Origin of the sequence: Nocardia sp. NPDC058176, assembly GCF_042883805.1 — a bacterium.
Classification (GTDB): domain Bacteria; phylum Actinomycetota; class Actinomycetes; order Mycobacteriales; family Mycobacteriaceae; genus Nocardia.
Window position 1 is genome coordinate 209,351 of record NZ_JBHVVA010000002.1, and the last position, 19,031, is coordinate 228,381.

Genomic DNA, 19,031 nt, shown 5'->3' on the forward strand with positions numbered 1-19,031 from the left:
GCCCCGTAGTTGTCCACAGGCGGGGCTTTCGAGCGCTCCGCTCCCCCGCCGCGTTCCTAGGCTTCGAGCATGACTCGCAGTCTCGCCGATCTGGGCCGCGGCAGCTCGTGGCGCTTCGCCCTCGGTAACCGTCCGTCCTGGGCCGATGCCCTGCTCGCCCGGCGCATCGCCGCCGCGGTGCTCGCCCTGGTGGCGCTGGCACTGTTCGTGCGCGGCGATCCGGGCGGCGCCCGGGTCGCGGTCGTGGTCGCCGCCACCGATCTCGCGCCCGGCAGGCTGCTCACCGCCACCGATCTGCGTGTCGATCACTACGAATCCCGTTCGCTGCCAACCGGTTTCGTCGTCGATCCCGCCGAGCTGGTCGGAGCGACGCTGACCGGCGCGATGCGCGCGGGCGAGACCTTCACCGATCTGCGGGTGGTCGGGCCACGACTGGCCGCCGCGGCCGCGGGCAGCGCCGACGCGCGGATCGTGCCGATCCGGCTGGCCGATTCCGCGGTGGCCGAGGTGTTGCGCGCGGGCGATCGGGTCGATGTGGTCGGCGTCGAGGATGCCGGTGGGCCCGGTGCCACGCGACCGGCACGCACGCTCGCCACCGATGCCGCCGTCGTGCTCGTCACCGGTACGGCCGATCGGCGCGGCGGTGCGGAACGGGTGGTCCTGGTCGCGCTGGACAGCGAATACGCGACCGCGGTCGCCGGTGCCTCGCTGCGGACCGCGCTCACCGTCGTCTTCCATTGAACGCCCCGATCAGGCCGCTCACGGGGAGTTCGCGCGAAATTTGCCGTAACTCTGGTTAGCATCACACACGAACCAAGCACGACCGTTTCGCACATTCGAGTTGGAGCGCAGCGCCTCGGGCCAGCTCCTGTACGAAGGAGACATCGGCAATGCTCAAAGGTTTCAAGGATTTCCTGCTCCGCGGCAATGTGGTCGACCTGGCGGTCGCGGTCGTCATCGGTACCGCCTTCGTCGCGATCGTCACCGCGTTCACCGACGGCATCATCAATCCGCTGCTCGCGGTCTTCGGCGGAAGCAACGAGATGGGCCTCGGCTTCCAGCTGATCGCCGACAAACCCGCGACGTTCATCGAAGTCGGCCCCATCATCACCGCGGCGATCAACTTCATCCTCATCGCCGCGATCCTGTACTTCGTGCTCGTCCTGCCCGCGACCGCGGCGAAGAAGCGGTTCTCCTCCAAGGAGGACTTCACCGACAACCAGTTGCTGCAACAGATCCGCGACCTGATGCTCGAGCAACAGCGCACCGGCGGGGGCAAGCACGAAGGCTGAGCGCTACCCGCGAACAACGCTGCCGGACAACGAGATCGGGCCCCGTCACGGCGGGGCCCGATCGTTGTTCGCGCCTCAGCCCAGGCTGAACGGCTGACCCCACAGGGTCACCCAGCTGATCACGTTGTCGGTCTCGACCTCCACGCTCACGAACGAGCGGGCCTGGGCGTAACCGCCGCAGCCGGACAGGCCGATGGTCTCGTCGGCCCAGGTCACCGAGCCGGACCCGCCCTGAAAAGCGTTGCGGGTCTTGTGGGATTCGTCGCCGTAGTCGTCGGGCATCTCGAGGTCGAGGACGTAGAAGGACTTGGTCTGGCCGGGGCCGAGTGACAGCGACCCACCGCCGAGGCCGACCGCGCCGTCGACGTCGGCACCTCCCTCGGAGCTCGCGCCGCCGCCCGCGATGTTGACCTGGCAGCCGACGGTGTAGCCGGGGAAGATCTTGCCGCCGCCACCACCCGACACCGTCACCTGCGCGCTGCCCGACACCCACGCATTACGGTGCACGGGCGTAGATCCCATCGAGGGGTTGATGTTCGCGGACTCCCCGACCATGCTGATATCGACGACCGTGCCGTCGGACAGCGTCTTGCTGATGTGCCCGCCCGGCAGCGGAATGAAGGTGTCGGCATTGGCCGCACCCGTGGAGAACAAGCCCAATGCCATGGTCGCCGCGGCGGTGAGACCCGCCGCGCGCGCCATGTTTCCAACATTGATCATCACAGTTGACCCCTCGAGGGTGAATTCGTGTGAGCTGGCGAGAATTTCGTCGACGCGGCCGTACTCAGCCGATGCTGAAAGGCATTCCGTAGAGCGTGGTCTTCGAGTAGTGGTCACCGATGATCTCGACGACCGTGTACGCCCGTGCCTGGGCGTAACCCGCGCATCCCTGGATCTGGATCTCGGCGTCCTGGTAATCCACCGAGTAGACGCCCGGCTTCAGAATGTCCTTGGAACTGATCTGCACGAAGGCGACCTCGCCGGGGCCGAGATTCAGGCCGATCGAAGCCTCACCCAGTGGACTGATCCCGTCGGCGTCGACCGCGGCACCGACCGCGGCCTGTGCGCCGATCGCGTCGTCGCCGATGCTCACCTGGCACCCGACGATGTAGCCCGTATTCAGCTGCGAGGCACCATGTGTCGACGAATTGTTGGAACCGGGCCGGTTGGACGGTCCGTTCCACGGGCCGACCTCGCCCTCCGGCGTGACCTCCACATCGGCGCGCGCACTGCCCGACACCCACACGACGCGGCCGGCGCCATTGGCGGCCAGCGACGGAGAGATGACGGCATGCTCGCCGGTACGACTCAGCGTGACGCCGGGACCGTTCTTGTGGCCGTCCGGCAACGGCACGAAGGTATCCGCGTTGGCAGCACCGGCCGACAGCAGGCCGATCGTCACGGCCGCGGCGGCAGCAACGCCCCATGCGCCCGAACGCATGCGGTTGGTGCGGTTCTCGCTCATTCTTCCCCTCGGGTATACGCAAAGTGACCTCGACCATCGAGGCCGATATCCGTAGTGCGCCCGGACCCAGCTGGGGTGTGTCACATGGACAGGCACCGCTGGCAACAGGGCAGACGCGCCCTGCCGGGAGGTGGATCGAGAAGACAAGCGACTGCGAGGCAGTCGATTCGCCACAAACATAATGAGCGGGCCCCGCATTGTCCAGCGCCGCGACAATGTCCGGGCAACACAACGGGCCGGTCGCGAGAAGCGACCGGCCCGTTGTGGTTCGGGAATCGAACAGATCAGCCGAGGCTGAACGGCTGACCCCACAGGGTCACCCAGCTGATCACGTTGTCGGTCTCGACCTCGACGCTCACGAAGGCACGCGCCTGCGCGTAGCCGCCGCAGCCGGTCAGGCCGATGGTCGTGTCGGCCCAGGTCACCGAGCCACTGCCATTGCTGAACTTGTTGCTCTTGCCGTGCGATTCGCTGCCGTAGTCGTCGGCCTTCTCCAGGTCGAGGACGTAGAACGAGGCCGCCTGGCCGGGGCCGAGCGAGAGCTCGCCGCCGGTGCCGACGCCGCCGGCGGCGTTGCCCTCCCAGTCGCTTTCGACCGAGCCGTCGCCGGAGACACCGCCACCGGCGATGTTGACCTGGCAACCCACGGTGTAGCCCGGGTAGATCTTGCCGCTGCCGCCGTCGGAGACGGTGACCTGCGCGCTACCGGAGACCCACGCGTTGCGGTGGACCGGGGTGGAGCCCAGCGACGGGTTGATGTTGGCCGACTCGCCGACCAGCTTGATGTTGACGACGGTGCCGTCGGACAGCGTCTTGGTGATGTCGCCACCCGGCAGCGGAACGAAGGTGTCGGCATTGGCCGCGCCCGTGGAGAACAGGCCGACGGCCACGGTGGCCGCGGCGCCGACGCCAGCCACCTTCGCCATGAACTTACGGTTGATCATAGGATTTGTCCCTCGAGGATTGAGTTCGCCGCAGCGAGAAGAAGATTCGTACAGTTCGAAAGACGTCAGCCGATGCTGAACGGCATGCCGTAGAGGGTGGTCTTCGAGTAGTGGTCGCCGATGATCTCGACCACGGTGTACGCCCGGGCCTGCGCGTAGCCGGCGCAGCCCTGGATCTCGATCTCGGCGTCCTGGTAATCGATGGCGTAGGTGCCCTTCTTCAGGATGTCCTTCGAGGAGATCTGCACGAACTTGACCTCGCCGGGGCCGAGATTCACGCCGATCGAGCCGCCGGCGCTCACGCCACCGGTGCTCACGCCACCGGAGACACCGGCGCCGATCGCGTCGTCGGCGATGCTCACCTGGCAACCGACGATGTAGCCGGTGTTCAGCTGGGAGGCGCCGTGGGTGGAGGAGTTGTTCGTGCCCGGATTACCGGTGGGACCGTTCCACGGACCGACCTCGCCCTCGGGGGTTTCATTGACCTCGGCGATCGCGGAGCCCGAGACCCAGACGACGCGACCCGCGCCATTGGCGGCCAGCGACGGCGAAATCAGGGCGGACTCGCCGGTTCGGGTGATGGTCACGCCCGAAGGTCCGATCTTCTGGCCGTCCGGCAACGGCACGAAGGTATCGGCGTTGGCGGCACCGGTCGACAGCAGGCCGATGGCCATGGCGGCCGCGGCAGCGCCGACGCCCGCGGCACGGGCGCCGCGGCGCACACCGGTGGTGCGGTTCTCGCTCATACTTCCCCTCATCAGTGTCTAACAGCCGATCTCGACTTTCGAGACCGGACAAGTGGACCTCACAGGCCCAGCTCAGTGTGTCGCCCCTTTGTTGCCGTTACGTAACCAACTGTTATTTCGACGATACGACCGGGGCCGGTGTGGTGAACCCGAGCCAGGGCTCCACCGGGTGGTTCAACGCACAGAAGTGGGGTACTGCGGGGACCGATAGTTGGTGGCTCGATGGCGAACATTAAACGCTGTGCAGGGGCTGTAGCAATGAAACAGTTCGTAAATTTCAGATCGCCCATACGCACAAGTGCGCACATAGCCACATGCTTTGACATGCATAAATGGGGTTGCGAAGGTGTGTGTCAACGGGGATGGACCGGAGATGCCTACCGACCAGTATCGAACCCGTACACGACAAAGGACCACGCTTTCGCGTGGTCCAGAACAATTGTCATCGATTCGCAATATCGCCGAAAAAGCCATTTCGGCGGAGCTCTATTACGTAGCGGCTACGTAGATAACGGAGCGATCACCCGTGGTGCGGCGGAACCTGGGACCGTAACCATTCGTCGCCTTCGGCACCCCTGATGTCGCCACCGCGCTCGTCGCCGGTGGTCTCGGGAAGCACCTCGCCGAAGATCCGCGCGACCCGCGCCGCCTCCGCCGCCTTGCGCCGGAGCGCTTCGGCGGCGTCGGTGGTCGCGGGCTCGTGTTCGGAACTCACTCGTCGAGCCCCGACAATTCGCCGATCACCCGGCTCGCCAGCGGGCCGAGGGTCGCCATGCCGTCGCGGATCGCCGAGCGGGTACCCGGCAGGTTCACCACCAGCGTGCTGCCGGAGATGCCCGCCACGCCGCGCGAGAGACCGGCGTCGAGCGAACCCGCCACCCGGCCCGAGGCACGCAGCGCCTCGGTGATGCCGGGCAGCTCCCGGTCGAGCACCTGTGCGGTGGCCTCCGGGGTGACGTCACGCGGGGACATACCGGTGCCGCCGACCGAGATCACCAGGTCGACACCGCCGATCACCGCGGTGTTGAGGGCGTTGCGGATCTCGACCTCTTCGGCCTGCACCGTCACCGAGGCGTCGACCAGGAAGCCTGCCTCGCTGAGCAGTTCGGTGACGAGCGGACCGAACGAATCCACGCCGCCGTGGGCCGTTCGATCGTCGACGACCACAACCAGTGCACGCCCTGCCACGGGAGCATCGATGTCCATGGTCATCACCGTAGCGCCTACACACGACAGTGCCGCGTTCGATCGCATCATCGGCCCCCCTCCGCCGCCGCGGCGGTGAGCGTGACCTCGACGGTCTTGGGATTACCGCCCTGTTCGTCGGTATAGGTGAGTGACACCTTGTCTCCTGGCTGGTGGGAACGGACGGCGGCGATCAGCGCGTCGCCGGTATCGATGGGTCGGTCGTCGAGGCGGGTGATGACCGCGCCCGCCGGGATGCCCGCCTTGTCGGCGGGCCCGTCCGGGGTGGCCTCGAGCACCCGCGCGGCGGAGTCCTGCGGTCGCAGTTTGATGCCGATCTGGGCATAGGTGGCGTGTCCGGTCTTGATCAGCTCGTCGGCCACCCGGCGCGCCTGGTCGACCGGGATCGCGAAGCCGAGGCCGATCGAGCCGCTCTGCGCGCCCGCGGCCTCGCCGCCGAGGCTGGCGATGGCGGTGTTGATGCCGATCAGCCTGCCCTCGCCGTCGACGAGCGCGCCGCCGGAGTTGCCCGGGTTGATCGCGGCGTCGGTCTGGATCGCGTCGATCACCGGGTTGACCTGGCTCGGGGTGCCCTCGCCGCTGGTGGAGACCGGGCGGTTGAGCGCGGAGACGATGCCGGTGGTGACCGTGCCTGCCAGGCCGAGCGGAGAACCGATCGCGATCACCGGCTGGCCGACCGCGAGACCGTCGGAGGTGCCGAGTTCGATCGGGGTGAGCCCGGTCTTGCCGCTGACCTTGATCACGGCCAGATCCGAGACCGGATCGGCGCCGATCATCGTGGCGGGGGCGGTGCTGCCGTCGCTGAAGACCACTTCCATCTTCGCCGAGGAACCCGCGCCGGCGGCGACGTGATTGTTGGTGAGAATCAGCCCGTCCGAGGACAGCACCACGCCGGAGCCCTCGCCTGAGGCCCGCGCACCCGCCACCTTGATCATCACGACGCTGGGCAGCACCCGCTGCGCCACCGCCTGGGTCGACCCGGCGGGTGCGTTGGCGACATTGTTCACCGCGGGCTTGGGCGCCTCGAGCGCGTTGGTCACCTGCGCCGAGTCCGAGCCGGCGGCCAGTACTCCGACGGCACCACCGATACCGCCGCTGACCAGGGCCAGCGCGGTCGCACCCGCGACCAGGCCGAGCCGCAACGGCTTGCGCGGCGGGCCTGCCACCGGTGCGGCGCCGTAGGTTTCCGGACCAGGGACGTAGGACGGGGTGGGGCCGTACGGCGGCTGACCGCCGTAGCCCGCGGCCGTCGCCGGTCCGTGCGGATATCCGGCCGGTCCCGGCATGCCGGGCTGCTGTGCCGGGCCGAAGGCAGGCGGGGGCTGAACAGGATGATCCGCGCCGCCCATGCCTGCGTCGCCGGGCTGATCAGCAGATGGCTGCTGGGGATCGTCGGTCATGGTGTCTGTCTCCTCACGCTTGCTGACCAGCTTGCTGGCGACTACTGAGAAGCGCCTGAGATCGGCCCGTCAGTTCACCGTGACTGTGCGCCGATCACCCGGCGGACTCGGGATCCTCCGGCACCGAGGGCGCCTCACCGGGCAGCACGATCCGCACCAGGGCACCGCCGCGATCGGAGGTGTCGACCACGATCGTGCCGCCGTGTTTGGTCACCACCTGCTTGACGATCGCCAGCCCGAGCCCGGAACCGGGCATCGAACGGGAGGCGGTGGTGCGATAGAACCGCTCGAAGACCAGTTCGCGCTCGGCCACCGGAATGCCGGGACCGGCGTCGGTGACCGCGAGCTCGAGCAGACCCGGTCCGGCGGGGCGCATGGTGATGCGCACCTCGGCGTCGGGCGGGCTCCACTTGGCCGCGTTGTCGAGCACGTTGAGCACCGCGCGTTCCAGCCCGGCCTCGTGGCCGTAGACGAACCACGGCCGCAGTTCGGCGGTGAAGGTGATGCCGGTGCCCCGGCGCCGGGCCCGCTCGAGCGCCCGCTCGGCCACCTCGCCGAGATCGACCCGCTCGTAGACGGTTTCGGGCGCGTCCTCGCGGGCCAGGTCGACCAGGTCGCCGACCAGGGTGGACAGCTCCTCGATCTGGGCGACCACATCGGCGCGCAGCTCGGCCATGTCCTCGTCGGGCAGCCGGGGCGCGCCCGGCCTGCCGGAGGCGATGAGCAGCTCCATGTTGGTGCGCAGCGAAGTGAGCGGGGTGCGCAGTTCGTGGCCTGCGTCGGCGACGAGCCTGCGCTGGCGGTCGCGGGATTCGGCCAGCGCGCGCAACATCGTGTTGAAACTGTCGGTGAGCCTGGCCAGTTCGTCGTCGCCGGTGACCGGGATCGGGGTCAGGTCGTCGGTGCGGGCGACCCGCTCGGTGGCCGCGGTCAGCCGGGCGATCGGGCGCAATCCGGTGCGGCCGACCGCGGTGCCGGCGGCCGCCGCGAGCACGACACCGCAGGCGCCGACGACGAACAGCAGCCAGGCCAGGCGGTCGAGCACCTCACGGGTGCGGTAGAGCTTCTGCGAGATGATCAGCGTCGCGCCGCTGTGCGTGCGCGCGGCGAGCACCCGCTGATCGCCCACGGTGCGCAGCGAGGAGCTGAGTTCGCCGTCGGCGACGGCGAGTTCCTGCGCGCCCACCGGCGGAATGGTCTGCTGCGGCGGCATGTACGGCTTGTGCTCGTCGTAGATCAGCGCGACGCCGACATCGTTGGAGAACAGCCCGGCCAGCACGATCGACTGGAAGCCGAGCATCTCGAAATTGTTGTTGATCATCGTCGCCGCGCGCGCCTCGAGCTGGGCGTCGACATCGGCGTAGAGCGAGCGGGCCACCATCGCGTACGCCGCGATCGAGGTCACCGCCACGGCGATGAGCACCACCGACGCGGCGAGCAGGGTGACCCGCCACCGCAGCGAGACCGAGCGGGTCAGCGGCATCGGCGGCCGCATCTCCCCCGTGTCGGGCGAGATACGCAGGGCCGCGACCGCCGGTTCCTTGTGAGCCATGCCCGCCGCCTACGGAGGGGTCTCGCGCAGCACGTAGCCGACGCCGCGCACCGTGTGGATCAACCGGGCCTCGCCGTCGGCCTCGGTCTTGCGGCGCAAATAGCCGATGTAGACCTCGAGCGCGTTGCCGGAGGTGGGAAAGTCATAGCCCCAGACCTCCTCGAGGATCCGCCCTCTGGTGAGCACCCGGCGCGGATTCGCCATCAACATCTCGAGCAAGGAGAACTCGGTGCGGGTGAGGCTGATCGCGCGTTCGCCGCGGGAAACCTCACGGGTCACCGGGTCCAGCGACAGATCAGCGAACACCATCGCCTCCGACGCTTCGCCAGGATCTGGCGTTCGTCGGCGCAGCAACGCGCGTAATCGCGCCAGCAATTCCTCCAACGCGAAAGGTTTCGGCAAATAATCGTCGGCGCCCGCGTCGAGCCCGGCGACCCGTTCGGAGACCGAATCGCGCGCGGTCAATACGAGAATCGGCAGATCGTCACCGGTGCTGCGCAGCCTGCGGCACACTTCCAGGCCGTCCAGGCGCGGCATCATGACGTCGAGCACCAGGGCATCGGGCCTGGACACGGCCACTTTTTCCAGGGCGTCCATGCCGTCGACGGCCAGTTCGACGGTGTAGCCGTTGAAGCTCAGCGACCGGCGCAGTGATTCGCGCACGGCGCGATCGTCGTCGACTACCAGAATGCGCATGCGCCCAGTTTGCCGTGGCCGACTGAGAACGTACTGAGAGGGGGCGGCGCGTTGCCCGGCAGCATCGTTGTGTCAGCGCATATTCGGCGAATTTCCGCGCGAGTGGTCCGGATTGCCGTTGACCACCCAGCACGGTATCTTCCCTGCGGTAAAAGAAGACCTCCAGTTGGTTCTGCGCTCGCATCGTTCCGCGACCCCCCGCGCGGGCCTGACGGTCACACGTGGAAGCAGAGGCAACGCACGCGGATGGAACCTGCATCGCGCTCCTGGCAATTCAGCCTGTCCAACTGGTCGGTAACGCGCAAGGTCGGTGTGGTGCTGGTGCTGCCGGTGATGCTGGCGACGGCCTTCGCCGTGCTGCGCATCAACGCCGAGCTGCAGACCATGACCCAACTCGGCGCCGCCTCCGAGCAGGCCGCCGTCATCCGTCCCGTCGTCAAATTCGCCACCGCGACCGAACAACTCGCCGTCGCCGCGACGGCCAACTGGGGCGCGATCGCCGACCCGCAGACCGACGCCGCGCTGACCACCTACGACCAGGCCCTCGCCGAGGTGCAGAGCGCATTGCGCTCGGCCCGCATCGATGACGCCGTCGCCGCCGAACTCACCGCGGCCACCGCGACCGGGGCCACCCTGCGCAACACCGTGCGCGGCGGCTCGCCCGCCATGGTCGGCGAGCAGACCGACGAGATCGGCGAGCGGATCGGCAACGCGCTGGCCAAGACCCCGCAGGTCGAGGACTTCGTCGTGCAGCGCTACTTCCTGCAGCTGACCGCGTTGCACCAGGCGCGCCGGGTGCTCACCCGCGAGCGCACGCTGGTGGTGCAGCCCGACGCGGGCAGCAGCCAGAGCGCCCGCGCCAAGATGCTGATCGAGCTCGGCTCCGAGTCGACGATGGTCAAGACCTACGCGATGATCCTGCCCGAGAACGCGGGTAGCCAGGCCGCGCTGCTGGAGGCGGTGCAGACCCGGATCAGCGTGTTCAGCCAGAACAACGGCGACCCGACCACCAACGCCGCGGTGCTCAACACCCTGCAGGTGAGCGCCGACACCTACGCCGCCACCATCTCGGCGCTGCTCGACAACATCGACCGGACGCTGGACGAGAACACCGCCGCCGCCCAGACCGGCGCCCTGCGCGAGACCACCCTGGTGCTCGGCATGCTGCTGGCCGGTCTCGCGCTGGCGCTCGCGGTGGCCCGCACACTGGTCGTGCCGGTGCGCAGGCTGCGCCGCGACGCGCTCGAGGTCGCGCACGTGAAGCTGCCCGACGAACTGGCGGTGGTGCGCAGCGGCGGCGCGACGCCCGAGATCACCCCGGTGGGCGTGCATTCCACCGACGAGGTCGGTCAGCTCGCCCGCGCCGTCGACGAGATCCACGAGCAGGCGCTCAACCTCGCCGCCGACCAGGCCCGCCTGCGCCTGCAGATCGGCAACATGTTCGAGACGCTGTCGCGGCGCAGCCAGTCGCTGGTCGAGCAGCAGCTCGCGCTGATCGAGGAACTCGAACACGACGAGGACAACCCCTCGCGCCTGCAGACGCTGTTCCGCCTCGACCACCTCGCCACCCGCATGCGCCGCAACGGCGACAACCTGCTCGTGCTCGCCGGTACCGTGCTGCGCCGCGGCCATCTGCCGCCGGTGCCGCTGTCGGACATGCTGTGGAGCGCGGTCTCGCAGGTGGAGGACTACCAGCGCGTCGAGATCGGCAACGTGCCCGACGGTGTGGTCGCCGGTGAGTCCGCGGTCGACATCGAGCACCTGCTCGCCGAACTGATCGACAACGCGCTGCGTTACTCGCCGCCGAGCACCTCGGTGGCGGTCATCGTCGGGCGCGCGGTCGACGGCGGCTATCTGATCGAGATCACCGACCGCGGTCTCGGCATGTCGGCCGACGATCTGCAGACGACCAACGACCGGCTCGCCTCCGGCGGCGAGGTCACCATCGAGACCGCTCGCCGCATGGGTCTTTTCGTGGTCGGCAGGCTGGCCAAGCGGCACACCATCACGGTCAGCCTGCGCCGCACCTCCGGCGCGACCCCGCAGCCCGGCATCACCGCCAGCGTGCATCTGCCCAGCGCGCTGGTCGCGCCGCCGCCTGTGGTCGCCGGCCCGGTCACCGGCCCCAATCCGATCGTCTCGACCGGCCCGCATCCGCTGGTGTCGTCCCCGATCGGCCCGCACGCGCTGACCCCCGCCGACATCACCGGCCCGAACCCGATCGTCTCCGGCACCGGTCCGCAGCCCCTCGCCCCCGCTCCGACCGGACCGCAGCCGATCGTGCCGACACCGACGGGCCCGCAGCCCCGGGTCCCCGCACCGACCGGACCGGCGCCGCTCGTCCCGTCCGCGCTCGGTCCCGCCGGTACGCCTGAGCTCGGCAAGGCCCCGCTCACCAGTGCCGGTCTGCCGCAGCGGGTCCCCGCGAGCGTGCCGACACCGGCGCCGGAACCGGTCCGCAGGCCCGAGCCGGTGCCCGTCGAATTCGACGTGCCGAGCGAACCGACCGGCCTGTGGGCCGAGCACGAGCACGACACCGACGACCTCCCGGTCGCGGCGACCAGGGCGCCGGACGCCACCGCGCCGCGGACCATCGGCCTGCCGCAGCGACTGCCCGCGCCCGATGCCACGCCACCGCGCCCGGCCGAGCCCGCCGACCGGCCGACCGCACCCGAGGACCAATCCTTCGGTCGATCCTTCGACCAGCCCTTCGATCTGCTCGACGAACCGATCGATGCGCCGCCCACCGAACCCGAACGCGGACCGCGCCCCGTCGAGCCCGACCGGGCACCGCACCCCGCCGAGGCCGACTCGGTGCCCACCTCGACCGCCCGGCTGCAGCCGGTGACCGGTGCGGCCCCGACCCCGATCTACCAGCGGATGGTCTCGGAGTGGCTCGTCGAACCCGCCACCGCCCCTGGCGAATCCGGCGGGAACGGCGCATCGTGGAGTTCTCCCGGTGACGCGGGCTGGTCGGCGGCGGCCAGTGCGGACAACCCGCCCACGTCCTCACGCACCGTCGGGGGCCTCCCGATCCGTAAGCCGGGCGCCCAGCTGGTGCCCGGTGGCCTGTCCCCCGCCGAGGAAGCGGGTGACCGCGATCCCGAGGAGATCCGCAACAACTTGACCCGACATCTCAGTGGCGTCCGCAGTGGCCGTGCCGAGATCCAGTACAACGACGGAGGCCTCGAATGAGCAACGCGCACCCCACAGACGAGAATCTGAACTGGCTGGTCGCCCGCTTCACCCGAGACGTGCCCGGCGTCTCGCACGCGGTGCTGGTCTCGGCCGACGGATTACTCCAGGCGACGAGTCCGCACCTGCCATCGGACCGTGCCGAGCAGCTGGCCGCGGTGACCGCCGGCCTGGCGAGCCTGTCGATGGGCGCGGCGCAGCTGTTCGACGGCGGCAAGGTGATGCAGTCGATCGTGGAGATGCAGCGCGGCTATCTGCTGGTGATGAGCGTGGGCAACGGCTCGCATCTGGCGGTGCTGGCCAACAAGAGTCACGACATCGGCCGGATCGGCTACGAGATGGCGTTGCTCGTCGACCGGGTGGGCTCGGCGGTCACCGCCACCGCCCGCTCCGCCGGCTGAGGTGAGATGTCGAGCCCTTACGGATCCGAAAACCGGCCGACGACCCGGGTCAGGCCCTATGCCCTCACCTCCGGTCGCACCGAACCCGCGGTCGCGCTACCGCTGGAGGCGGTCGTCGAGACCGTCTCCTATACCGCGCACATGGACTGGCCCGCAGGTGATCTGCGCACCGAAATCGTGCGACTCGGCACACATCGGCTCTCGGTCGCGGAGATTGCCGCATACCTTGGGCGCCCACTGGGTATGGTCCGGGTGATGATCGGCGATCTGGTAGTCGGCGGGATTCTTCGCGTGCATTCGACGCTGACCGAGCAGGCGAGCTACGACGAACGACGATCACTGATGGAGAGGACTTTGCGTGGACTCCGTGGCCTCTGAGGGCGCCGCACCGATGCGCCCACCGGCACCCGAGCAGCGGGTCGCGTCGACCAAGATCGTTGTGGCCGGCGGATTCGGTGCGGGCAAGACCACTTTCGTCGGTGCGGTATCGGAGATCGTGCCGCTGCGCACCGAGGCGATGGTGACTCATTTCTCCGACGGCATCGACGATCTCGCCGAGACGCCGGAGAAGGAGACCACCACCGTCGCGATGGACTTCGGCCGCATCGTGCTGCCGGGCAACCTGGTGCTCTACCTGTTCGGCACCCCGGGCCAGAAGCGGTTCTGGTTCATGTGGGACGACCTGATCCGCGGCGCCATCGGCGCGGTGGTGCTGATCGATACCCGCAGGCTGGAGGACAGTTTCGCCGCGGTGGACTTCTTCGAGGCGCGCGGGCTGCCGTTCCTGATCGCGGTGAACCGCTTCCCCAACGCGCCGCGCTTCCCGATCGCCGAACTGCGCGAGGCGCTCTCGGTGCGCGAGGGCATCCCGATCGTCGACATCGATGCGCGCAATGCGGTCGAGGTCCGTCAGGCACTGGCGGCGGTGACCGAATACGCCATCGCCCAGCTCGAGCCGCAGCAGTTCGAGGGGGCGGGCAGGCGTGGTTGAGGTGCTCGCCGCGACCGGAGCCGATACGTTCGGGCTCGGTTACGGCGTCGCGCTGCTGGCGTTCGCGCTCTCGGTGCTCGGCGCGCTGGTCGCGTTCGCCTGCGCGCGGCACGCCCGGTATTCGGTGCGGTTCCGGGTGCTCTGGCTGACGGTGGCCGCGGTCTCGCTCGGCGGGGTCGGGGTGTGGCTGGCGAATTCGGTGGCGCTGCTGGGACTTCAGGTGCCCGACGCGCCGATGCGATACACCGCGGCGCTCGGTGCGTCCGCGCTGGCGATCGCGGTGGTGGCGGTGTTCGCCGGCCTGCTGATCACCGGGCGCGACCCGCAGTTGCCGCGGGTGATCATCGGCGGACTGGTGATGGGCCTCGGCACCGGACTGTCGACCTATCTGACCCTGGACGCGCTCGCGGTGCGTGGCACCATCGATCAGTCGCTGCCGCTGATCGGCGCGGCGGTGCTGATCTCGATGGTGGTGTGCACGGCGATCCTGCAGGCATTCCACCTGGTGCGCCGGGCGTGGCTGCGCCCGGTCGTCGCGGTGCTGTTCGCCTGCGGCGTCGCGGCCGTCTACTACACCGCGATCACCGCGCTGAGCTTCGAGGTCGATCCCGGGCACCGCATGCCCGCCGGGTTCACGCTGTTCGAGTTGGTGTTCCCGATGCTCGTACTCGGTGCGCTCGGGCTCACGGTGCCGATCACCGCGGTGCTGGTGGCGCCGGACCGGCGCGATCTCGCGCAGCAGCACCGGCAGGTACCGGTCGCGTCTCGGTGACGTCAACCAGCTAACGTCCGGTTTGCCTGATTCTTTGCCGTCTTCCGCCCCGCTCCCCATCGCGGCGGGGACCGGCGGCCATCGGCCGAAAAACCACCCCTGAAGTGGCGATGAGCGGGTTCTCCTTCTCAGGAGAACCCGCCCTCCCGCACGAGAGTACATACCGGTCCAGGACTGCGCATCAGTGATCCAGGAATTTTCCTGTGCCGAAAAACAAACCGCGAGTTGGTAATTCGACCGCCAGCAATCTCCCGGCAAGCTCACCGGTTCGCCTGTCCCAAGTGGTGCGCATCACACCGTTAACCGGGTGGTTGCCCCGACCCCCACAAAACGGTCGTGAGCAGGCACGACAGTGTCATCGCAAGACCCCTGGACACGGGCCGGACCCGACCGTGCCCCGACCGCGAGTTCGGTCACCATGGCGGCCGTCGTCGAGTTATCGTCGCTGGTGGGCGCTTTCGTCTCGCCCAGCCCCATCCAGGTTCGTTCGAAGGAGTTCGCAATGGCCGTCAATGTGGTGCTCGACAAAGTTCTCGACAAGGAGTTCGAGAACAAGACGCTCGCGGAAATCCTCGCGGCCCCGCCGTCGGCACTGGCCGGGCTCACCGAGGCGCACGACAAACAGCTGCTCGAAGCACTGAAGATCAAGACCATCGCCGACCTCGGCAGCAACAAGTTCCTCCGGCTCGCCGCGACACTGGTCGACCTGGCCGAGCGCGAGGGATGAGACGGCAGCGGCCTGCCGGAGCACCCGGCAGGCCGCTGTTCGCTCAGATCCGCGCGGGGTCGATCAGACCCTTGCGCACCGCGCCGACGATCCGGCGCGGAACCTTGTACTCCACCCCGGCCACGGTCACCGGGACCAGCTGCGGCACTTCCGCTTTCCACTGCGCGCGCCTGCTGCGGGTGTTCGAGCGCGACATCCTGCGCTTGGGAACCGCCATGACTCAGCCCTCCTTGCCCGCGCGCGCACGCTTGCCGTACTTGCGCTCGAACTTCTCCACCCTGCCCTGGGCGTCGAGCACGCGATGCGCGCCGGTCCAGAACGGATGCGAATCCGAGGTCACGTCCACCGTCAGCAGCGGATAGGTGTTCCCGTCCGCCCACTCGACCGTGCGGTCGCTGGTCGCGGTGGACCGGGTCAGGAACTGCTTGCCGGTGCTCGCGTCCTCGATCACCACCGGGTGGTAGTCGGGGTGAATGCCCGCTTTCACGATGTTTCTCCTCTCGGGTTGGTGCGCTCACTCGCCGTGGCCGTGGCCTCGGCGGGATCGGCGCAGGGGTCTTCGTGCCAGTCGCCGAAGGGGTCCTCCCACAGCGCGACTCGTTCCGGTGCGCGGTCGACCAGCAGCAGCTCGTCGTCCTCGACCAGCGCCCAGTGCAGGGCGTGGCGGATCTCGGCCGGGTCGACGTCGTGCGCCAGGATCACCAGCGACACATCGCGATCACCGAACCGCTCGTCCCAGCCCAGGTCGGCCATGGCACGCCGCTCGGGGTCGACCTCGGCCTGTTCCTCCGGGGTCATCGCCGCCAGCCAGCGGCCCGCGCTGCCGACGCGCAGACCGCCACCGGCCGATTCCAGCCAGACCACCTGATCGGGCTGAGTCGCCAGCCAGATCCGGCCGCGCGCGGTGACGACGCCGTCGAACAGCACATCGAGCGCGTCGTGCAACCGGACGGGATGGAACGGGCGGCGGGCCGCGAACTCGATCAGCGAGACACCGCAGTCGGTGGTCAGCGGCGGCTGACCGCGCAGCAGCGGCGCGTGCGCGCCGAAGATCCGGCCGCGCCGCGAGTCGGCGGGCATGCGGGTGAGCAGCGCGCCGATCTCGAGCGCGTCGAAGCCCGGCAGCTCGTCGAGCCAGGCCACCGGCGCCGACGGGGCGAGCCGGGCGAGCACGGCGTCGAGGCGTTCCCGCTCCAGGGGCTCGACCCCGGCGGTGAGCACCACCAGCGCATCGGCGAAGTCGACCTGGCCCACGGCCACCTGCGCGACCGTGCGCTCGTCGTCGGCGGCGGCCAGGCCGCGGTCGGCCAGCGCCTCGTCACCGGTGGCGTCGGCGAGCCATTCGGCGCCGTCGAGGCAGGTCAGCACGGCCTCGATCCGCACATTGCGCGCGGCGGGCCCGTCCACGCGGTCGGCCACCCCGCTCACCACGACGGTTTCGATCGCGTGGCACAGCGCCTCGGCCTCGATGGCCGGGTCGAGCGCCAGCACGATGCGGCGCACGGGTTCGCGCGCGGCCAGCGTGCACAGCATGGGCAGCAGGTCGGCGCGCAGCGTGCACGAGACGCAGCCGTGCGCCAGTTCGAGCACGGTGGTCGTGACGTTGCCCGCGGTGCGCACCGTGCGGCGCACCACCCCTTCACGCAGTTCGGCGAGGTCGTGGTGCACGACGACGGTGCCCGCGTCCTCGCTCAGCGTGGCCGCGATGTGCTCGACGCCGGTCATGGCTGGTCCGGCGAAGCCCGCCAGCAGCACCACGGGCGTTCTCCGGTCGGACTGGTCCAGCACCCGACACCCCTTTCGGTAATGATTTTCATTTACTTCTGGGCAACGGTACAGTGCGGAATACTCGTTGTCGAAAATGGTTGTCATAACCGTGGAAGGAGGTCGCATGTCGGCCCACTGCCAGGTCACCGGTCGCAAGCCCGGCTTCGGAAAAGCCGTCTCCCACTCGCACCGGCGCACCAACCGGCGCTGGAACCCCAACATCCAGCGCAAGACCTACTACCTGCCCAGCGAGGGCCGCCGCGTGACGCTGACGGTCTCCGCCAAGGGCATCAAGACCATCGACCGCGACGGGATCGAGGCCGTAGTTGCCCGCATCCGCGCCCGCGGCGACAAGATCTAGGAGCACCCATGGCCTCGAAATCGACCGAACTCCGGCCGATCGTCAAGCTGAAGTCCACCGCGGGCACCGGCTACACCTACGTCACCCGCAAGAACCGCCGCAACGACCCCGACCGGCTGGTCCTGCGCAAATACGACCCCGTCGTGCGCAAGCACGTCGACTTCCGCGAGGAGCGCTGATGGCCAAGAAGTCGAAGATCGCCCGCAACGAACAGCGCCGCGAGATCGTCGCGCGCTACGCGGCCCGGCGCGCGGAGCTCAAGGAGATCATCCGCAAGCCGAGCACCGGCGACGACGAGCGCGCGACGGCGCAGGCCGAACTGCGCGCCCAGCCCCGCGATGCCAGTCCGGTACGATTGCGCAATCGGGATGCTGCTGATGGCCGACCACGTGGTCATCTCCGGAAGTTCGGCCTCTCCCGTATACGTGTGCGCGAGATGGCCCACCGGGGCGAGCTCCCTGGGGTCCACAAATCGAGCTGGTAGAGACACCCACTGATCTCGTGAGAAGGAAAATCCCATGGCAGTGAAGCGAGCACCGTCCAAGAAGGCACGCGCCGAGCAGGGCCGCAAGCCGAAGAAGAACCCGCTGATCGCCGCGGGCATCGAATACGTCGACTACAAAGACGTGAACCTGCTGCGCACCTTCATCTCCGACCGCGGCAAGATCCGTAGCCGCCGCGTCACCGGCCTGACCCCGCAGCAGCAGCGTCAGGTCGCCGTCGCGGTGAAGAACGCGCGCGAGATGGCGCTGCTGCCCTTCACCACCACCAAGTAGCCCGAACGCGAAAGTGGCCCCGAAGCTGTTGCCTCGGGGCCACTTTCGTTGTGCGGATTACGGGATGGTGAGAACCTGGCCCGCGTTGATCAGATCCGGGTTGGCGATGCCGGAAGCGGCAGCGATTTCCTGGTAGCGGTTGCCGTCACCATAGAAGCGCTCGGAGATCGCCCACAGGGTGTCGCCCGGCTCGACCGTGTAGGTCTGCGCGGCGGGCGGCGGCGGGGGAACCTCTTCGGCGACGGGGGCCGCGGCCACCGGCTCCGGAGCGGGCAGCGGGTTGTCGGTCTTGGTGGCCGAGGCCCACGCGACCGAGTTGTCGTTGCCGTAGATCACGACGTTGCGGTCGGGCTGCACCACGAGCCGCTCGACGTTCTTGCCGTTGGTTTCGGTCGACCAAGCGGCCGAACCGTCGCCCTTGTAGACGACGAAGTTGCCGTCGTTCTGCAGGGTCGCGCGCTGCACGCCCTGTCCATGAGTCTGCGCGGCCCACACGACGTTGCCGTCGGGCTCGGTCAGCACAAGGTTGCCGTCCGGCTGCAGAGCCAGGGTGTACGCACCGCCGGTCAGGGACTGTCCCAGTCCCAGTTCTTCGCCTACGCGCAGCGTGTCGCCCACGTTGTTCCTTTCGAAGATCCAGTTGCAGAGCATCCAACTATGCGATGCTCGCCGTAAGCTACGGCGGCGCATCGCAGCCGAATGTAGTCCCCGCAGAGCGGAAATGGGTGAGTTACGCGCAC

At 68.8% G+C, this 19,031-nt stretch carries 25 protein-coding genes; 12 read left to right on the plus strand and 13 right to left on the minus strand.

All coding sequences use genetic code 11. The features are described from left to right. Positions 1-69 precede the first annotated feature (69 nt). Positions 70-741: an SAF domain-containing protein gene (locus ACFVVM_RS13585; protein ID WP_387617236.1), complete on the plus strand. Its 672-nt coding sequence runs from the start codon at positions 70-72 to the stop codon at positions 739-741. Positions 742-890: 149 nt separating this feature from the next. After that, positions 891-1,292, plus strand: a complete 402-nt coding sequence (gene mscL / locus ACFVVM_RS13590) for a large conductance mechanosensitive channel protein MscL (protein ID WP_387617238.1) — start codon at positions 891-893, stop codon at positions 1,290-1,292. Between the two features lie 75 nt (positions 1,293-1,367). Here the strand turns inward: mscL and ACFVVM_RS13595 are convergent, their stop codons facing one another. The 9 genes from ACFVVM_RS13595 to ACFVVM_RS13635 form a co-directional block, all read right to left on the minus strand. Beyond that, positions 1,368-2,012, minus strand: coding sequence for an MspA family porin (locus ACFVVM_RS13595; RefSeq protein WP_387617240.1), 645 nt, complete (start codon positions 2,010-2,012; stop codon positions 1,368-1,370). A gap of 64 nt (positions 2,013-2,076) precedes the next feature. Continuing rightward, positions 2,077-2,757 carry an MspA family porin gene (locus tag ACFVVM_RS13600; protein ID WP_387617242.1) on the minus strand — a complete coding sequence of 227 codons (681 nt, stop codon included), beginning with the start codon at positions 2,755-2,757 and terminating at the stop codon, positions 2,077-2,079. A 284-nt stretch (positions 2,758-3,041) separates the two neighbouring features. Further along, on the minus strand, positions 3,042-3,701 hold the full coding sequence (locus ACFVVM_RS13605) for an MspA family porin (protein WP_387617244.1): 660 nt from the start codon (positions 3,699-3,701) through the stop codon (positions 3,042-3,044). 65 nt (positions 3,702-3,766) lie between these two features. Beyond that, complete coding sequence (locus ACFVVM_RS13610) at positions 3,767-4,447, minus strand: MspA family porin (RefSeq protein WP_387617246.1); 681 nt, start codon at positions 4,445-4,447, stop codon at positions 3,767-3,769. A gap of 520 nt (positions 4,448-4,967) precedes the next feature. After that, on the minus strand, positions 4,968-5,162 hold the full coding sequence (locus ACFVVM_RS13615) for a hypothetical protein (protein ID WP_387617248.1): 195 nt from the start codon (positions 5,160-5,162) through the stop codon (positions 4,968-4,970). After that, positions 5,159-5,701: a molybdenum cofactor biosynthesis protein B gene (locus tag ACFVVM_RS13620; protein WP_206045929.1), complete on the minus strand. Its 543-nt coding sequence runs from the start codon at positions 5,699-5,701 to the stop codon at positions 5,159-5,161. The genes ACFVVM_RS13615 and ACFVVM_RS13620 overlap by 4 nt, the downstream gene beginning before the upstream one ends. Beyond that, complete coding sequence (locus ACFVVM_RS13625) at positions 5,701-7,053, minus strand: trypsin-like peptidase domain-containing protein (protein ID WP_387617250.1); 1,353 nt, start codon at positions 7,051-7,053, stop codon at positions 5,701-5,703. The genes ACFVVM_RS13620 and ACFVVM_RS13625 overlap by 1 nt, the downstream gene beginning before the upstream one ends. A gap of 94 nt (positions 7,054-7,147) precedes the next feature. After that, entirely contained in the window at positions 7,148-8,605 is a 1,458-nt protein-coding gene (locus ACFVVM_RS13630; protein ID WP_387617252.1) for an ATP-binding protein, read from the minus strand. A gap of 9 nt (positions 8,606-8,614) precedes the next feature. Next, positions 8,615-9,301: a response regulator transcription factor gene (locus ACFVVM_RS13635; RefSeq protein WP_387617254.1), complete on the minus strand. Its 687-nt coding sequence runs from the start codon at positions 9,299-9,301 to the stop codon at positions 8,615-8,617. 246 nt (positions 9,302-9,547) lie between these two features. Between ACFVVM_RS13635 and ACFVVM_RS13640 the strand changes: the two genes are divergently transcribed. The 6 genes from ACFVVM_RS13640 (at position 9,548) to ACFVVM_RS13665 (ending at position 15,387) form a co-directional block, all read left to right on the plus strand. Then, positions 9,548-12,496 carry an ATP-binding protein gene (locus ACFVVM_RS13640; RefSeq protein ID WP_387617256.1) on the plus strand — a complete coding sequence of 983 codons (2,949 nt, stop codon included), beginning with the start codon at positions 9,548-9,550 and terminating at the stop codon, positions 12,494-12,496. Then, positions 12,493-12,897, plus strand: coding sequence for a roadblock/LC7 domain-containing protein (locus ACFVVM_RS13645; RefSeq protein ID WP_071930394.1), 405 nt, complete (start codon positions 12,493-12,495; stop codon positions 12,895-12,897). The genes ACFVVM_RS13640 and ACFVVM_RS13645 overlap by 4 nt, the downstream gene beginning before the upstream one ends. A gap of 6 nt (positions 12,898-12,903) precedes the next feature. Next, positions 12,904-13,275, plus strand: a complete 372-nt coding sequence (locus tag ACFVVM_RS13650) for a DUF742 domain-containing protein (RefSeq protein ID WP_302875459.1) — start codon at positions 12,904-12,906, stop codon at positions 13,273-13,275. Positions 13,276-13,288: 13 nt separating this feature from the next. Continuing rightward, entirely contained in the window at positions 13,289-13,888 is a 600-nt protein-coding gene (locus tag ACFVVM_RS13655) for an ATP/GTP-binding protein (protein WP_071931970.1), read from the plus strand. Next, positions 13,881-14,660: an MHYT domain-containing protein gene (locus ACFVVM_RS13660; RefSeq protein ID WP_387617259.1), complete on the plus strand. Its 780-nt coding sequence runs from the start codon at positions 13,881-13,883 to the stop codon at positions 14,658-14,660. Before ACFVVM_RS13655 ends, ACFVVM_RS13660 begins: the two co-directional genes overlap by 8 nt. 502 nt (positions 14,661-15,162) lie before the next feature. Further along, positions 15,163-15,387 carry a hypothetical protein gene (locus tag ACFVVM_RS13665; protein ID WP_387617261.1) on the plus strand — a complete coding sequence of 75 codons (225 nt, stop codon included), beginning with the start codon at positions 15,163-15,165 and terminating at the stop codon, positions 15,385-15,387. A gap of 43 nt (positions 15,388-15,430) precedes the next feature. On the opposite strand, the gene rpmF is transcribed toward ACFVVM_RS13665, so the two are convergent. The 3 genes from rpmF to mrf are packed head-to-tail and all read right to left on the minus strand — an operon-like array spanning position 15,431 to position 17,175. Beyond that, positions 15,431-15,604, minus strand: coding sequence for a 50S ribosomal protein L32 (rpmF, locus tag ACFVVM_RS13670; protein ID WP_387617262.1), 174 nt, complete (start codon positions 15,602-15,604; stop codon positions 15,431-15,433). A 3-nt stretch (positions 15,605-15,607) separates the two neighbouring features. Continuing rightward, a complete protein-coding gene (locus ACFVVM_RS13675; RefSeq protein WP_387617264.1) occupies positions 15,608-15,874 on the minus strand; it encodes a type B 50S ribosomal protein L31 in 267 nt (88 codons plus the stop codon). After that, positions 15,871-17,175 carry a ribosome hibernation factor-recruiting GTPase MRF gene (gene mrf, locus ACFVVM_RS13680; RefSeq protein WP_387617266.1) on the minus strand — a complete coding sequence of 435 codons (1,305 nt, stop codon included), beginning with the start codon at positions 17,173-17,175 and terminating at the stop codon, positions 15,871-15,873. The genes ACFVVM_RS13675 and mrf overlap by 4 nt, the downstream gene beginning before the upstream one ends. A 103-nt stretch (positions 17,176-17,278) precedes the next feature. Between mrf and rpmB the strand changes: the two genes are divergently transcribed. From rpmB to rpsR, 4 genes are read left to right on the plus strand one after another with little or no spacing between them, the layout of a single operon-like run. Beyond that, positions 17,279-17,515, plus strand: coding sequence for a 50S ribosomal protein L28 (rpmB, locus tag ACFVVM_RS13685; protein WP_067485415.1), 237 nt, complete (start codon positions 17,279-17,281; stop codon positions 17,513-17,515). 8 nt (positions 17,516-17,523) lie between these two features. Next, a complete protein-coding gene (gene rpmG, locus ACFVVM_RS13690; protein ID WP_387617269.1) occupies positions 17,524-17,694 on the plus strand; it encodes a 50S ribosomal protein L33 in 171 nt (56 codons plus the stop codon). Further along, the gene (rpsN, locus tag ACFVVM_RS13695; protein WP_387617271.1) at positions 17,694-17,999 is read left to right on the plus strand and encodes a 30S ribosomal protein S14; all 306 of its coding nucleotides are present in this window, start codon (positions 17,694-17,696) and stop codon (positions 17,997-17,999) included. The genes rpmG and rpsN overlap by 1 nt, the downstream gene beginning before the upstream one ends. Before the next feature lie 34 nt (positions 18,000-18,033). Further along, the gene (gene rpsR / locus ACFVVM_RS13700; RefSeq protein ID WP_067979995.1) at positions 18,034-18,291 is read left to right on the plus strand and encodes a 30S ribosomal protein S18; all 258 of its coding nucleotides are present in this window, start codon (positions 18,034-18,036) and stop codon (positions 18,289-18,291) included. Between the two features lie 57 nt (positions 18,292-18,348). Here the strand turns inward: rpsR and ACFVVM_RS13705 are convergent, their stop codons facing one another. Further along, positions 18,349-18,909 carry a LysM peptidoglycan-binding domain-containing protein gene (locus ACFVVM_RS13705; RefSeq protein ID WP_387617273.1) on the minus strand — a complete coding sequence of 187 codons (561 nt, stop codon included), beginning with the start codon at positions 18,907-18,909 and terminating at the stop codon, positions 18,349-18,351. Positions 18,910-19,031 lie beyond the last annotated feature (122 nt).

Excerpts from the sequence above, each read along its gene's own strand:
- ACFVVM_RS13595 (WP_387617240.1), bottom strand. The coding sequence starts at position 2,012 with ATGATCAATGTTGGAAACATGGCGCGCGCGGCGGGTCTCACCGCCGCG.
- ACFVVM_RS13650 (WP_302875459.1), top strand. The coding sequence starts at position 12,904 with ATGTCGAGCCCTTACGGATCCGAAAACCGGCCGACGACCCGGGTCAGG.
- ACFVVM_RS13600 (WP_387617242.1), bottom strand. The coding sequence starts at position 2,757 with ATGAGCGAGAACCGCACCAACCGCATGCGTTCGGGCGCATGGGGCGTT.
- rpsN (WP_387617271.1), top strand. The coding sequence starts at position 17,694 with ATGGCCAAGAAGTCGAAGATCGCCCGCAACGAACAGCGCCGCGAGATC.
- rpsR (WP_067979995.1), top strand. The coding sequence starts at position 18,034 with ATGGCAGTGAAGCGAGCACCGTCCAAGAAGGCACGCGCCGAGCAGGGC.
- ACFVVM_RS13645 (WP_071930394.1), top strand. The coding sequence starts at position 12,493 with ATGAGCAACGCGCACCCCACAGACGAGAATCTGAACTGGCTGGTCGCC.
- ACFVVM_RS13635 (WP_387617254.1), bottom strand. The coding sequence starts at position 9,301 with ATGCGCATTCTGGTAGTCGACGACGATCGCGCCGTGCGCGAATCACTG.
- ACFVVM_RS13630 (WP_387617252.1), bottom strand. The coding sequence starts at position 8,605 with ATGGCTCACAAGGAACCGGCGGTCGCGGCCCTGCGTATCTCGCCCGAC.
- ACFVVM_RS13655 (WP_071931970.1), top strand. The coding sequence starts at position 13,289 with ATGCGCCCACCGGCACCCGAGCAGCGGGTCGCGTCGACCAAGATCGTT.
- ACFVVM_RS13585 (WP_387617236.1), top strand. The coding sequence starts at position 70 with ATGACTCGCAGTCTCGCCGATCTGGGCCGCGGCAGCTCGTGGCGCTTC.
- ACFVVM_RS13625 (WP_387617250.1), bottom strand. The coding sequence starts at position 7,053 with ATGACCGACGATCCCCAGCAGCCATCTGCTGATCAGCCCGGCGACGCA.
- rpmB (WP_067485415.1), top strand. The coding sequence starts at position 17,279 with ATGTCGGCCCACTGCCAGGTCACCGGTCGCAAGCCCGGCTTCGGAAAA.
- rpmG (WP_387617269.1), top strand. The coding sequence starts at position 17,524 with ATGGCCTCGAAATCGACCGAACTCCGGCCGATCGTCAAGCTGAAGTCC.
- rpmF (WP_387617262.1), bottom strand. The coding sequence starts at position 15,604 with ATGGCGGTTCCCAAGCGCAGGATGTCGCGCTCGAACACCCGCAGCAGG.
- mscL (WP_387617238.1), top strand. The coding sequence starts at position 891 with ATGCTCAAAGGTTTCAAGGATTTCCTGCTCCGCGGCAATGTGGTCGAC.
- ACFVVM_RS13610 (WP_387617246.1), bottom strand. The coding sequence starts at position 4,447 with ATGAGCGAGAACCGCACCACCGGTGTGCGCCGCGGCGCCCGTGCCGCG.
- ACFVVM_RS13620 (WP_206045929.1), bottom strand. The coding sequence starts at position 5,701 with ATGCGATCGAACGCGGCACTGTCGTGTGTAGGCGCTACGGTGATGACC.
- ACFVVM_RS13605 (WP_387617244.1), bottom strand. The coding sequence starts at position 3,701 with ATGATCAACCGTAAGTTCATGGCGAAGGTGGCTGGCGTCGGCGCCGCG.
- ACFVVM_RS13640 (WP_387617256.1), top strand. The coding sequence starts at position 9,548 with ATGGAACCTGCATCGCGCTCCTGGCAATTCAGCCTGTCCAACTGGTCG.
- ACFVVM_RS13665 (WP_387617261.1), top strand. The coding sequence starts at position 15,163 with ATGGCCGTCAATGTGGTGCTCGACAAAGTTCTCGACAAGGAGTTCGAG.